Origin of the sequence: Geobacillus sp. Manikaran-105 (assembly GCF_002809955.1) — a bacterium.
GTDB classification, from domain to species: domain Bacteria; phylum Bacillota; class Bacilli; order Bacillales; family Anoxybacillaceae; genus Geobacillus; species Geobacillus thermophilus.
Window position 1 is genome coordinate 1 of sequence record NZ_PIJG01000031.1, and the last position, 13,302, is coordinate 13,302.

Annotated in this window: 12 protein-coding genes and 3 pseudogenes; 11 read left to right on the top strand and 4 right to left on the bottom strand. The window is 51.9% G+C overall.

Annotated features, from left to right (window positions below; all coding sequences use genetic code 11):
- Positions 1 to 142: 142 nt before the first annotated feature.
- Together CV945_RS10270 and CV945_RS10275 are read right to left on the bottom strand one after the other, a co-directional pair.
- The gene (locus CV945_RS10270) at positions 143 to 1,678 is read right to left on the bottom strand and encodes a solute symporter family protein (protein WP_100659698.1); all 1,536 of its coding nucleotides are present in this window, start codon (positions 1,676 to 1,678) and stop codon (positions 143 to 145) included.
- Positions 1,678 to 2,019, bottom strand: coding sequence for a DUF485 domain-containing protein (locus CV945_RS10275; RefSeq protein ID WP_100659699.1), 342 nt, complete (start codon positions 2,017 to 2,019; stop codon positions 1,678 to 1,680). Before CV945_RS10275 ends, CV945_RS10270 begins: the two co-directional genes overlap by 1 nt.
- 317 nt (positions 2,020 to 2,336) lie before the next feature.
- Here CV945_RS10275 and bcaP point away from each other — a divergent pair, with 317 nt between their 5' ends.
- The 3 genes from bcaP to CV945_RS10290 all read left to right on the top strand — a co-directional run bounded on the left by bcaP (position 2,337) and on the right by CV945_RS10290 (position 5,954).
- The gene (gene bcaP / locus CV945_RS10280; RefSeq protein WP_100659700.1) at positions 2,337 to 3,752 is read left to right on the top strand and encodes a branched-chain amino acid transporter BcaP; all 1,416 of its coding nucleotides are present in this window, start codon (positions 2,337 to 2,339) and stop codon (positions 3,750 to 3,752) included.
- A 415-nt stretch (positions 3,753 to 4,167) separates the two neighbouring features.
- Entirely contained in the window at positions 4,168 to 4,917 is a 750-nt protein-coding gene (sigI, locus tag CV945_RS10285; protein WP_047757685.1) for an RNA polymerase sigma factor SigI, read from the top strand.
- Positions 4,914 to 5,954 (top strand): anti-sigma factor domain-containing protein, encoded by a 1,041-nt coding sequence (locus tag CV945_RS10290; RefSeq protein WP_100659701.1) that lies wholly within the window; start codon positions 4,914 to 4,916, stop codon positions 5,952 to 5,954. Before sigI ends, CV945_RS10290 begins: the two co-directional genes overlap by 4 nt.
- A gap of 12 nt (positions 5,955 to 5,966) precedes the next feature.
- Here the strand turns inward: CV945_RS10290 and CV945_RS10295 are convergent, their stop codons facing one another.
- A complete protein-coding gene (locus CV945_RS10295) occupies positions 5,967 to 6,167 on the bottom strand; it encodes an alpha/beta-type small acid-soluble spore protein (RefSeq protein WP_015374238.1) in 201 nt (66 codons plus the stop codon).
- A 91-nt stretch (positions 6,168 to 6,258) separates the two neighbouring features.
- Between CV945_RS10295 and CV945_RS10300 the strand changes: the two are divergent.
- The 6 genes and pseudogenes from CV945_RS10300 to CV945_RS17260 all read left to right on the top strand — a co-directional run.
- Positions 6,259 to 6,480 (top strand): annotated as a pseudogene (locus tag CV945_RS10300) (carbohydrate ABC transporter permease); the annotation flags it as partial.
- Positions 6,481 to 6,645: 165 nt separating this feature from the next.
- Positions 6,646 to 7,323 (top strand): annotated as a pseudogene (locus tag CV945_RS10305) (MFS transporter); the annotation flags it as partial.
- Between the two features lie 102 nt (positions 7,324 to 7,425).
- Positions 7,426 to 7,835 (top strand): annotated as a pseudogene (locus CV945_RS10310) (alcohol dehydrogenase catalytic domain-containing protein); the annotation flags it as partial.
- Positions 7,836 to 8,019: 184 nt separating this feature from the next.
- The gene (locus CV945_RS17255) at positions 8,020 to 8,175 is read left to right on the top strand and encodes a hypothetical protein (RefSeq protein ID WP_162837025.1); all 156 of its coding nucleotides are present in this window, start codon (positions 8,020 to 8,022) and stop codon (positions 8,173 to 8,175) included.
- Positions 8,172 to 8,339, top strand: a complete 168-nt coding sequence (locus CV945_RS17060; RefSeq protein WP_011230441.1) for a hypothetical protein — start codon at positions 8,172 to 8,174, stop codon at positions 8,337 to 8,339. Before CV945_RS17255 ends, CV945_RS17060 begins: the two co-directional genes overlap by 4 nt.
- Positions 8,332 to 8,481: a hypothetical protein gene (locus tag CV945_RS17260; protein ID WP_162839644.1), complete on the top strand. Its 150-nt coding sequence runs from the start codon at positions 8,332 to 8,334 to the stop codon at positions 8,479 to 8,481. The genes CV945_RS17060 and CV945_RS17260 overlap by 8 nt, the downstream gene beginning before the upstream one ends.
- A 56-nt stretch (positions 8,482 to 8,537) precedes the next feature.
- Here CV945_RS17260 and CV945_RS10315 read toward each other — a convergent pair whose 3' ends face one another.
- Positions 8,538 to 10,307 (bottom strand): B12-binding domain-containing radical SAM protein, encoded by a 1,770-nt coding sequence (locus CV945_RS10315; protein ID WP_100659702.1) that lies wholly within the window; start codon positions 10,305 to 10,307, stop codon positions 8,538 to 8,540.
- Between the two features lie 265 nt (positions 10,308 to 10,572).
- Here CV945_RS10315 and CV945_RS10320 point away from each other — a divergent pair, with 265 nt between their 5' ends.
- Together CV945_RS10320 and CV945_RS10325 are read left to right on the top strand one after the other, a co-directional pair.
- A complete protein-coding gene (locus CV945_RS10320; RefSeq protein ID WP_100659703.1) occupies positions 10,573 to 12,789 on the top strand; it encodes a PAS domain-containing sensor histidine kinase in 2,217 nt (738 codons plus the stop codon).
- Positions 12,779 to 13,282 (top strand): methylated-DNA--[protein]-cysteine S-methyltransferase, encoded by a 504-nt coding sequence (locus tag CV945_RS10325; RefSeq protein WP_033015805.1) that lies wholly within the window; start codon positions 12,779 to 12,781, stop codon positions 13,280 to 13,282. Before CV945_RS10320 ends, CV945_RS10325 begins: the two co-directional genes overlap by 11 nt.
- Positions 13,283 to 13,302: the final 20 nt, after the last annotated feature.

Consider the following 13,302-nt stretch of genomic DNA (forward strand, 5'->3'; position numbering starts at 1 on the left):
AAGAATGTGCAAAATCCGGAACAATCCGCAAAAATTTTGCACATTATTTCCGAATCCGCCTGAAATAATTTGAAAAAGGGATTCTGAAATAATGTGCTAATTTACAGCAAGCACGTTTTGGGCCAGCCCCTTCTTTGTTGTGTTACACGCGTCCTATCCCAGTATTTGCCTTGACGACAATTTCCGTATATTTCTTTTCATCCGATTTTTTCGACGAGACGAGCGTGCCAACGATCGCACCGATAAAGCCGAGCGGAATCGAGATGATGCCCGGGTTGGCGAGCTTAAAGAGCGGTTCGCCGACGAAAATGGCGGCGCCCGGCTGCGGCGACCAGACGTTCGGGCTGAAGAAGACGAGCACCAAGGCGCTGATCAGGCCGACAAGCATCCCCGTAATCGCTCCAGTCGTGTTAAAGCGGCGCCAGAAAATGGTGAATACGATCGTCGGCAAGTTGGCGCTGGCGGCGACCGCAAATGCGAGCGATACGAGGAACGCGACGTTCATTTTTTGTGCAAACAGCGCTAACAAAATCGACAACACCGAGACGCCGACGGATGCCCAGCGGGCGGCGAGCATTTGTTCTTTTTCCGTCGCCTGGCCGCGCCGCAAAATATGGCTGTAAAAGTCATGGGCAAACGCCGAGGCGGCTGACAACACAAGTCCGGCGACAACGGCCAAAATCGTCGCAAAGGCGACGGCAGAGACGAAAGCGAACAAGAAATCTCCGCCAAGCGCTTCCGCCAACAGCGGGGCGGCCATATTGCCGGCCGGGTTGGCGGCGACGATTTTGTCATAGCCGACAAACGCGGCGGCGCCAAAGCCTAAAAAGATCGTCATGACGTAGAAAAGCCCAATGATCCATGTCGCATACACGACCGATTTGCGCGCAGTCGGGGCGTCTTTGACCGTAAAGAAGCGGATCAAAATGTGCGGCAGCCCGGCCGTCCCCAACACGAGCGCCAAGTTGAGTGAAATCGTATCGAGTGGATCCTTAAACTTGTTGCCTGGGTTTAAAAACGCTTCGCCAAGCGGCGTCGCTGTTTTCATTTCGTAGAACATTTTGGTGATGCTGAAATCGAATTTGGCAAAGACGATGATGGAAATGATAAACGTACCGACCATCAGCAAGACGGCTTTGACGATTTGCACCCAACTCGTTGCTGTCATGCCCCCGAAGACGACGTACACCGTCATCAAAATGCCGACGATCAAGACGGAATAAATGTAGTCTAGACCCAACAGAAGCTTAATGAGGCCGCCGGCGCCGACAAGCTGGGCGATCATATAGAAAATCGAGATGGCGATCGTATTTAACGCCGCGACGCCGCGCACTTTCTTATCGTCAAAACGGGCGGCGATCATATCGGCCATCGTGTATTTGCCGAGGTTGCGAAGCGGTTCGGCGACGATATACAAGACGACAAGATAAGCGACAAGGAAGCCGATGCTATAAAAGAAGCCGTCAAATCCCGTCAGTGCGATCATGCCAGCGATTCCTAAGAAGGATGCGGCGGACATATAATCGCCTGCGATGGCGAGCCCGTTTTGCCAGCCGGTGAGGCTGCTGTCCGCGGTGTAAAATTCACTTGTCGTTTTCGTCCGTTTCGAGGCGTAGTACGTAATGACAAGCGTCAAGGCGACGATAATGAGGAAGAGGAAAAAGGCGAGCCCGTTCATTACGTGTTTCCTCCTTCCGCTGTTTCTTGCTTCACTTGCTCGACGATGGCATCAAATTGTGCTGCGCGTTTCGAATAAAGGATGCATAAGGCCCATGTCATAATAAACTGCGCAAAGGCAAACAGCCACGCCCAGCTGACCGGCCCAATCGCTTGTGCGTTGAGCGCTTTCGAATACGACGTCAACACCGGAAGGGCGAAGTAAAAGACGAAGAAAAAGACGGTGGCTGGGATGATGAAGCGCTTCTTCGCCTGAATGAGCCCGCGGAACGAAGCGGATTGAGCGATGGCATCATAGTTGATGCCGCCTTGGTCGACCCTTGATTGTTTTTTCACTGCCATTGTAATCCCTCCTCGTCTGTATTAAAGCGTTTTCAAAAAGGACTATGAACTGTTCTGCCGCAAACGGTGGATGTGCCCCCCCTTTCTGACACAAATTTGTCACACATTCATTATACATTTATCTGAAAAATTTGTAAATTAATGTTTTTTATTATTTTTAAAAACTTTTTTTACTTTGCCGCACAAAATGGAGAAAATTTTTTGCTGTTTTTCTTATTTTCACACTTTACACAAAAACGAGGATCATGTAGAATGTCAACTGTATTCGACAATAAAATTCAACAATTTTCTACAAAAAACGACAAGGGGAGACATCTATGAATTTGTTTCGTAAAAAACCGATTCAATCGTTGCTTAAGGAGTCGGGGACGAAAGGAGCTTCGCTGCGAAAAGAGTTAGGTGCATTCGACTTGACAATGCTCGGCATCGGTGCCATTATCGGGACAGGCATTTTCGTCCTGACCGGGGTGGCGGCGGCGGAACATGCTGGTCCGGCTCTCGTTCTTTCGTTCGTTTTGTCTGGGTTGGCGTGCGTGTTTGCGGCGCTTTGCTACGCCGAGTTCGCCTCGACGGTGCCGGTGTCAGGGAGCGCATACACATATAGCTATGCGACATTCGGTGAATTATTCGCTTGGATTTTAGGCTGGGATTTGATTTTGGAATATGGAATTGCTTCGTCGGCGGTCGCTGTCGGTTGGTCCGGTTATTTCCAAGGGTTGCTTGCCGGTTTTGGCATCGAGCTGCCGAAGGCGCTCACGAGCGCGTATGATCCGGGGAAAGGGACGTTCATCGATTTGCCAGCGATTTTAATTATTCTGTTCATTACGTTTTTGTTGAACTTAGGCGCCAAAAAATCGGCGCGTTTTAACGCGGTGATCGTTGCCATTAAAGTGGCGGTCGTGCTGCTCTTTTTGGCGGTCGGTGTTTGGTACGTCAAGCCGGAAAACTGGACGCCGTTTATGCCGTATGGCTTCTCTGGCGTAGCGACCGGCGCGGCGACGGTGTTTTTCGCTTACATCGGCTTTGATGCGGTGTCGACGGCGGCGGAAGAAGTGCGCAATCCGCAGCGCGATATGCCAATTGGCATTATCGTCTCGTTGCTTGTGTGCACATTGTTGTATATTGCGGTTTCGCTCGTATTGACAGGCATCGTTCCGTACGAGCAGCTCAACGTGAAAAACCCAGTGGCGTTTGCGTTAAACTATATCCATCAAGACTGGGTCGCCGGTTTTATTTCGCTCGGGGCGATCGCCGGCATTACGACCGTGCTCCTTGTGATGATGTATGGGCAGACGCGTCTCTTTTACGCCATCAGCCGCGACGGCCTGTTGCCGAAAGTGTTTGCCCGCATCAGCCCGACGCGCCAAGTGCCGTATGTCAATACGTGGCTGACGGGAGCGGCTGTAGCGGTATTCGCCGGCATTATTCCGCTCAACAAATTGGCGGAACTGACGAACATCGGCACGCTCTTTGCCTTTATCACCGTCTCGATCGGCGTGTTGGTGTTGCGTAAAACGCAGCCGGACTTAAAGCGGGCATTCCGCGTCCCGTTCGTTCCGGTCATCCCGATTTTGGCCGTGTTGTTCTGCGGCTACCTTGTTCTTCAGCTTCCGGCGATGACATGGATCGGTTTTGTCTCGTGGTTGCTGATCGGTTTAGTGATTTACTTTATCTACGGCCGCAAGCATAGTGAGCTGAATGAAATGGCACGGACGGAAGAAAAGGCCGGATGAACGGCCAAACAATGAAAAAGGGGCTGACCCAAATGGGGAAACAGCCCCTTTTCCCGTTATGTCAAATTTTTCGGCAACACCGCGTTTCACTCTTTTTTCATTTAGAAGGGTTCATCTCCACAAAGTGTACTTGACAAGTGAGGCTTTTTCTCGCGTCACCATGTATGGAAAATGTTGATTTACTGATTTTCCCTTACAGAAGAAAGCGTGAGATGTTTTGAAACCGTCAAGCACAGAAATGCATGATTTTTGTTGATGGAGGGCGTTTGCTTGGCGCAGGCAGCGTTGAGCCCTTTTGGGGACTTGTGTTCACTTGCGCAACTTGAAAAAATCCCCTTTGAGCGACGGCCATATTTGGGTTGCGATGTGCGAATAATATAAAGAATGAGCGTCATTCCGGCTTTGTATAAGCGGGGTGAAAAGGGTGTTTGGGACATTATTGAAAAGAAGAGAGAGAACGCTTGAACGGACGGTTGTGGAAATTCAGCGAGGAAATGAAGCGTTGCGCAATGAGCTGATCGAGCAATACAAACCGTTTATCGCCAAAACGGCGTCGAGCGTGTGCAAGCGGTTCATTCGCGAAGAGGATGATGAGGCGAGCATCGGGCTGATCGCCTTCAATGAAGCGATTGAAAAGTATGCGCCGCATAAGGGCGGTTCCTTCCTCTCATTTGCTGAACTGCTCATCAAACGGCGTCTCATTGACTATATTCGGAAAGAGGCGAGAATGCGCGATGCCGTATGGCATGTGGAGAACGGAGAAAACAGTGAGCAGGTGGCGCAAACATACTTGGACGCCAAGCTTTCCGTCGATGAGTTTTACAGGCAAATCGAACAAGAACAGCGTCGGGAAGAAATTCTTCATTACCAGCAAGTGCTGAAACAATTCGGCATTCATTTTCACGATTTAGTCGAACAATCGCCAAAACATAAAGACGCCCGCCTCAATGCCATTCGCGTCGCCGAGTTGCTTGTGGCGAACGAGGAATGGCTCGCCCTGTTGTTTCGAAAAAAGCAACTGCCAATCAAACAGTTGGAAACGATGGCGTCGGTCAGCCGCAAGACGATTGAGAGAAATAGAAAATACATTATTGCGGTCGCGGTTATTTTGGCAGGCGATTACATTTACCTAAAGGACTATATAAAAGGGGTGCTTTCATCGTGAAAAAGGGAATTGTGCTGGAATTGGACGGGGAATTCGTCACCGTGCTGACGCCGGAAGGAGAATTTCTTCGGGTGAAAAAGGAAAAGGAGTGTGAGGTCGGCGAAGAGATTGAGGCAAGCGCAGTGAAAAAGCTGCTTCCATTTCATCGTCGTTCGTTTCGTTACGCGCTCGTGAGCGCCTTGGCCGCTGCTGTGCTGCTTGTCACCACTTGGATTCAATGGCCGTCTGATGCGGTGTATGCCTATATGTCGATCGACATCAACCCGAGCATGGAAGCGGGAGTCGATGCGGAGCTGCGCGTGTTGACACTGAAGGCTTACAATGAGGAAGGAAAGAAGGTGCTGACGGCGCTTCCTTCCTGGAAACGTCAACCGTTTTCTTCGGTAGCGAAACAAATCATTGCGCTAAGCGAACAAAAGGGGTATTTAAAGAAAGGCGGGGAAGTGCTGATTACGACGGTGGAGAGGGAGCGCGACGCCTCTTCGGCGCGGAAGCTGTCTGCCGCGCTCGCCGATATCGAGCGGTCAGTGGCGGATGACCGGATTGTCATTACCACGGCCAATAGTACGATGGCCGTGCGCAACCAAGCTGTCAAACGGGGGATGACAACCGGAAAACTATTGCAAATTGAAAAAAAGGTCAAACCCGTTTCACCGTCGCCAGCCAAGCCGAAGGAAGGGAAACGGAAAGGGAACAACGCAGCGCCGTTGAAAGAAGGGCAAAAAGCGCCGAAACCGCCGCAAACGAAGCAGAAGCATGGCGGATCAAAACCTAAGCAGCAGAAAAACGACAAACAACCGCCGCACGAGCGGAAAAACTCCAGTTTAAATAAGGAAAGCTCTCCGTCAAACAAGGAAATGTCTCCGAAAGGGAAAAAACATGGAAACGCCAGACCATCGCGGCCGGGCGGTCATTATGTAGAGAAAAAAGCGGCAGGCGGCCGGCCGGATGGCAACGACCAAAAAGAGCGGCGCCATCCGGCCCATCCCGGCCGTCCTTCGGAAGCAATGAATTCCAAAACAAAAAAAGCCGAGTGATGGCGCTCGGCTTTATTCTGTTCTCCGGCCGGCCAGTTCGCTTTGCGCCTGGGCGACGAGCCGTTTTGTAATTTCCCCGCCGACGGAGCCGTTGGCGCGCGAAACCGTGCCAGCCCCAAGTTGCACGCCAAACTCTTGGGCGATTTCGTATTTGATTTGTTCCAACGCTTGTTCAATGCCTGGCACAAGCAGTTTGTTGCTTGAACGAGCCATATGAAATTCCTCCTTGATGGTTTTTTGATGAGGTATGATTAGTATGGACGACCGAACAAAGAGATATGGTTGGGAATTACAGGAGGAATTTTTCATGGGTTCGTGGAACGATTTCATGCGCCCACTCATTATTTTGTCCGATCCACAGCTGTTTACGTTGCCGCTTGGCCTCAATAGCTTCAAAGGACAGTACATCAGCTATTGGAACTACATTATGGCGGCATCCATGGTGTTTACGCTGCCGGTGTTGGTCATTTACGCCTTTTTCAACCGCTACTTCATCAAAGGAATTTCGTTCACGGGCGGAAAATAACGGACGTTTTGTACAACGGTTTTCCGGTCATGACAAGAAGGGGATGTTCGCCAAACGGAGGGTTGTCCTCCTTTGGTGGCAGCTTTTTTTCGCGCGGCATATCCATGAAAAAAACGCACATCATATAAGTGGAAATATCGACTTCATAAGAAAGGGACCGAAGCGATGGAATGGACGGTGCAGCTGTCAAAACAGGCAGGGAGGCAGGCTGGTCGGGGGTGGGCGGTCGCTGCGCTTGCCTCGATTCCGCTTGTCATGACGCTGGGCAATTCGATGCTCATCCCGGTGCTGCCGGCGATGGAACGGCATCTCGACATCACGCCGCTGCAGTCGAGCCTGCTGATCACGATGTATTCCGTTGTGGCGATTTTGTTCATTCCGCTGGCCGGATATATAAGCGACCGCATCGGGAGAAAAATGGTCATCGTTCCAAGCCTGTTGCTGGCGGCGGTGGGAGGGGGGCTGGCGGGATGGGCTGCTTGGCGGGTGAGCGACCCGTACGGCTGGATGATCGCCGGGCGCATGTTGCAAGGGCTCGGGGCGGCCGGGGCGTTTCCGATCGTTTTGCCGCTTGTCGGGGATTTGTTTCCGGATGAGGAGGAGGCAAGCCGCTGTTTAGGGACGGTTGAAACGGCGAACACGTTCGGCAAAGTGCTAAGCCCGATTCTCGGGGCGATGCTGGCTGGCATCATTTGGTTTTTTCCATTTTTTTCGTTCCCTGTCTTTTGCCTGCTATCGGCAGCAATGATGGTTTGGTTCATCCAGGTGCCGGCGCGTCGGGAGCGGCCGTTGCCGTTTCGGGATTTTATTGCGGTGGTGGCGGCGATTTTCCGCCGCGAAGGATGGCACGGAGCCGCTCCTGTTGCTTCTTAGCGTCATGGCGCTGCTTGGCGGCGCTGCTGCTTTTTGGCTCATTCGCCCAGAAACCGATGAAGGAGGAGTAGCATGAAAGCCGTTACGTATCAAGGCATCAAAGATGTAGCTGTCAAACAAATGCCTGATCCGAAAATTTTAAAAGACGATGACATTATTGTCAAAATTACCAGCACCTCGATTTGCGGCTCCGATCTCCATTTAGTGCATGGGATGATTCCGAACATGCCGGAAGATTTCATTATCGGCCATGAACCGATGGGCATTGTCGAGGAAGTCGGCCCGGCGGTGACGAAAGTGAAAAAAGGCGACCGGGTCATCGTGCCGTTTACGATCGCCTGCGGGCAATGCTGGTATTGCCAGCACGGGCTCGAAAGCCAATGCGATGCGTCGAACCCAAACGGCGAATCGGGGGGTATTTCGGCTATTCCGAGACGTTTGGCGGCTACCCGGGCGGGCAGGCTGAATATTTGCGCGTTCCGGTTTGACCCGACCGATATCATTACCCATCGCCTGCCGCTTGATGAGGCGCAATACGCATACGAAATTTTCGACGAAAAGAAAGACGGCTGTATTAAAGTCGTGCTCAAGCCGTAACGTTCTAGCGATGCATAAAGGCAGTGCGGCCGAGACACGATAAGAAAAAATGTGGGAAGGAGGATGCGGGTGAACAATGTAGCGTTCCCGGTCGCCCGTCTCCATGACGGGACGCTCCGCCAGCTGCAGCAGCTTGAACAGCGGCTGCGCGAGGAGACGGGGGAAGAAATTGTGCTTGTCGCTTATGAGCGGAAAACGGTTGATGAGGAGGAGACAAAACGATGATGAAGCGAAAAGTGAAATTTGACGCAGCGAAAAACAACAATAAAACGCCAACGGAAAGCTTGCCGGATACCGAATTTGCGGCACAATATGCCGGCGAGGAGGACATGATCCGCGGCGCGAACCGCAATTCGAAAAAAGGGCGGCAAGGAGGCGGGGATGGGTAAAGAGCATAAGAAGCGGCCCGCTCGAACGAATGAAGAAACGGCGTTTGAATGGGGCGATTTCGCTGCCCACGAGCCGCTTTGGATCATGGAGGAACAAAAACGGGCGAAAGAAAATGAAAAGGAACGAAAAAAGCAGGGATAACGCTCCCTGCTTTTTCACGTGGTGCACAAAAAAGCCGTGCCTCCGGCGTTTGGCCGTTAGGCGAATGCCGAAGCGGACAAGGCGGACAGCGGCGCGGAAAACAGCGTTGCGCCGGTGCCGGACGGATCAAAATAGGCGACGATGACGGTTGGCGCAAACGAGAGCTGCTTCGCGGCGATATAGCGGCCGACATCAACCGGCACGATTTCCACGACCGTATGTTTAAACAATTCCTTTTCCCCGAGCCCGAGGGCGGCAAAGTCCTCCCCAAGCACCTCGGGGCGCTCAAGCAGCGCACGGTAGACGGCCGTGCGCGCCGTTTTGTCCGTTTTCTCATTCCACCACGGTTTGCGCGGCTTATATTTTTGATTGCGCAAGTAATCGTATTTCATGAGCGACTCGGCGACCGGCAGCGCGTCCGGGACGGCTGTGCGCAAAAATTCATGCAGGCGGCGGAACAAGTCTTCCAACTGGTGGCCGATGCGCGCCCAGCCGCGTTCATCCCAATACGTGCCAAACTGCTGGAAGAAGTCAAACGGTGACGGGAAGACGTCGGTTACTAAATATTCGATCGTTTCGTCCATTCGATGGGCGTTCCAATACTTTTCGAGCACGTCTTCCACTTGCTTGATGCGGATGACGTCATCAAACGACAAGACGTTGTTGGCGAGCACTTCGTATGGCGCATGGTCCATATACACATAGCCGTACTCCTCGGCGCGCAGGCGCAACCCAGTGCCGCGCAGCAGTTTCAAAAAGCCAAGCTGCAGTTCTTCCGGGCGAAGGGCGAACACGTCGTTAAACGTCTTTCGGAACGAGTTGTAGTCTTCTTCGGGCAGACCGGCGATCAAATCTAAGTGCTGGGCAATTTTCCCGCCTTCTTTAATCATCGTCACCGTCCGCGAAAGTTTTGCGAAGTTTTGCTTGCGCATGATCAGGCGGTTCACCTCATCGTTCGTTGATTGAACGCCGATTTCAAAGCGGAACAGCCCGGGCGGCGCCTCCTTGTTTAAAAACTCGATGACCTCCGGGCGCATAATGTCGGCGGTAATTTCAAATTGAAATACTGTTCCGGGCACATGTTCATCAATTAAAAAGCGAAACATGTCCATTGCATAGCTGCGGCTGATGTTGAACGTCCGGTCGACGAACTTGATCGTCCGCGCCCCGTGCTGCATCAAATAGCGCAAGTCGTCTTTGATTTTTTCGCGGTCAAAATAGCGGACGCCAACCTCAATGGACGACAGGCAAAACTGGCAGCTGAACGGGCAGCCGCGGCTCGTCTCGACATAAACGATCCGGTTTGGAAGATGGGGAATGTCTTCTGGAAAGCGAAATGGTGACGGCATGTCAGCCAAGCGGATTTTATTCCGCTGTGGGTTGATGACGATGCGGTCCCCGTCACGAAACGCCAGCCCTGCGACATCTGCCACTTCTTTGCGGCCTTCTAAGGCAAAGAGCAGCTGTTTAAACGTTTCTTCCCCTTCACCGATGACGATAAAATCCAATTCCGGCACCCGCTCCATCCACTCGCGTACGTCGTATGATACTTCCGGTCCGCCGACGACGATTGTCACGTCCGGCGCCGCTTTTTTTAACATTTTTACGACTTTGATCGTTTCTTCAATGTTCCAAATGTAGCAGCTGAAGCCGATGACATCCGGCCGGCGCTGGTACAAATCGGCGACGATGTTCAGCGCCGGGTCTTTGATCGTATACTCAACGAGCTTGACGTCAAACTCCGGCATTGCGTATGCTTTTAAATAGCGGATGGCTAAATTCATATGAATGTATTTGGCGTTCAATGTCGCACAGACGATGTTCATCGCAACAAAACCCCTTTGTCTATAATATAGCAGCAAAACTCCTTTGTCTATAATTTATAGATGCAATTGGAAGCTTTCATTTGGCTTTAAGCGAGGGGGGAGAGTTGACTATCATGCAGTTTAGCCAAATGAAAAAGCAGAAAAACTTGTCGAACATTGTGGAAAAGAATTTTAAAAAATCTTCGTAAATCAAGGGAGGAGTAAATTTTTCCACATCGAATATATATTTAGTTGACATGGTTTTAATAGACAAGGAGAGATGGATATGGCCCAAAGCCTTTCTCCTCGGGAAGGACAAAATGCGACGCCGGATGTGCGGCTGCTTGAAGAGGAAAATCGTCGCCTAAAGGAGCGGCTCAACAGTTATTCCGTCATTTTCGAGCGATCGCTCGACGCCATTGTCATTTTAAATAAAAACGGCGAGTTTGTCGATGTGAACGAAGCGGCGTGCAAGCTGTTTGAGATGGATAAGTTTGACTTGATCGGCCGTTCGTTCTCTTCGTTCCTCGAACTCGTGCCGCCCGATATTTTGCTGTTTCAGCGCTCGATGCTGCAAAAGTTCGGCTCGTTCAGCGACGAGCTGCTCATTAAGCTGCCGGACGGCAAGGTGAAGCATATCGAATTTTCGATAAAAAAAGACGTGTTTCATGAATTTGACCTCGTGATGATGCGCGACGTTTCGGCTCATAAGGCGCTTGAGCGCGAACGAATCATTCATGAGTTTTTGTTTCGCGACGTATTCAACCGCGCCGTCGACGGCATCGTCATTTTCGATGAATTTGGGCGGTTTATCGATGTCAATCCGGCGTTTTCGATGAGCTTGAACTTGGAAAAAGGAAAACTGCTCAATTTGTCGTTTCAGCAGTTCGTCGCCCGCGAATGCGCCAATGAGTTCGCACGGCTGCTCGCGGAAGTGAAAGAAAAGGGAACGGCCAAAGGCGAGTTGTCGCTTGTCCGCCCGGACGGAACGGTGAAAATGTTTGAACTGACGGCGACGTCGAACGTCTACAGCGGCTTTTACATGGCCATTATGCGCGACGTGACCGAGAGAAAAAATATGGAAATCAAGCTACAAAAAAGCGAAGAGCGGTTTCGGGCCATTTTCGAGCAGGCGCATGAGGCGATTCTCATTTGGGATGATTTTGGCTACATATTGAACGCCAATCCGGCCGCGAGCCGGACGTTTGAGCTGCCTTTGAATTTGCTTGTGCGCCGCAATTTGCTCGATTTTGTGGAATATGGGGATGAAAAGGTGAAGCGGATTTTCAGCGAGTTCTGCCAAAAAGGGGAAATTCGCGATGAGCTGACGTTCCATATGCCAAACGGCGAACAGAAACAGCTTGAGTTTACGATGAAAAAAGGGGCGATTGACGGCTACCATTTGACAATTTTCCGCAACGTGAGCGAGCGGCGGAAAATCGAGCGCGAACTGCGGGAAAGCGAACAAAAATTCCGCAGCATTTTCGATCACTCGATGGACGGCATTTTGCTTTGGGACGAGCAGCATCGCATCATTGACGCCAATCCAATCGCCTGCGGCATTTTTTCTGCTGAAAAGGAGGCGCTTCTTGGCCGGAAGGTCGGCGAACTTCTTCCGGACCGGGCGCGCCGCCAGTTGAACAAGCTGATGGCTGAGTGTCAGCGCGCTGGCGAGGCGAGCGGCGAAGTCGAGTTTTCCGATGAGACAAAGGGGCGAATCATCGAGTTTTCGTTGAAAAAAGAAGTCATTCCCGGCGTTGGAATGATGACGTTTCGCGATGTGACCGAGCGGAAGGAGATGGAGCTGCAGCTGCGCAAATCGGATACGCTCAATGTCGTCGGCGAGCTCGCTGCCGGCATCGCCCACGAAATCCGCAACCCGATGACGGCGTTAAAAGGGTTCATCCAGCTGCTGCAAGGAAGCATTGACGGCGATTATTCGATGTATTTTAATGTCATTATGTCGGAATTGAAGCGGATCGAATCGATCATCACCGAGTTTCTCGTTTTGGCCAAACCGCAGGCGGTGCAATACAAGCAAAACGACATTTGCAAAATCATGCAGGATACGATCGATTTGATCAGCGCCCAGGCGATGATGCATAACGTGCAAATCATTGCCGATTTCGACCGCGGGCTGCCGCCGGTGTATTGCGAGCCGAATCAGCTGAAGCAGGTGTTTATCAACATTTTGAAAAACGCCATTGAAGTGATGCCCAAAGGCGGGGACATCACGGTGCGGATCGCCCGCATGGGCAAAAATGTTCGCATTTCCATCACTGACCAAGGCTGCGGCATTCCGAAAGATAAAATCAAAAAACTCGGCGAGCCGTTTTATACGACGAAAGAGCGCGGCACCGGACTCGGCTTGATGGTCAGCTATAAGATCATTGAAGAACATCAAGGGAAAATTGACGTGGAAAGCGAAGTCGGGGTCGGCACGACGTTCCATATTACGCTGCCGATTGAGCGGACAGAGAGGGAAGACGACGATGGCGATTGAATATGCCGTATACCGGTCGGAGCTGCTTGGCGATCTATACATCGCTTCCGACGGCGAAGCGATCATGAAAGTTGAACTGTTTCCGGAAGAATGGCGCGCGTTTGCGGGCGGGCATCCGGTTGTCCAAAGCCGGTCGCCGTTGCTTGAACGCGCGCTTCGACAGTTGGATGAGTACTTTCACGGCCGCCGCCGGACGTTTGATTTGCCGCTGAAATGGAAAGGGACGCCCTTCCAAGAAGAAGTGTGGGCGGCGCTTTGCCGCATCCCATACGGCGAGACGGCGACATACGCTGACATCGCTGCGCAAATCGGCCGCCCGAAGGCGGTCCGCGCCGTCGGCCAGGCGAACCGGGCGAATGAGCTCGCCATCATCGTCCCGTGCCATCGCATTGTCGGCAAAAACGGCGCCCTCGTCGGCTACGCCGGAAGCCGGACCGATGTAAAAGCAAAGCTGCTGGAGTTGGAGCGGCGCTATCAATCGCGCTTCAGCTGATCGGTGGGTGTGTATGCCTC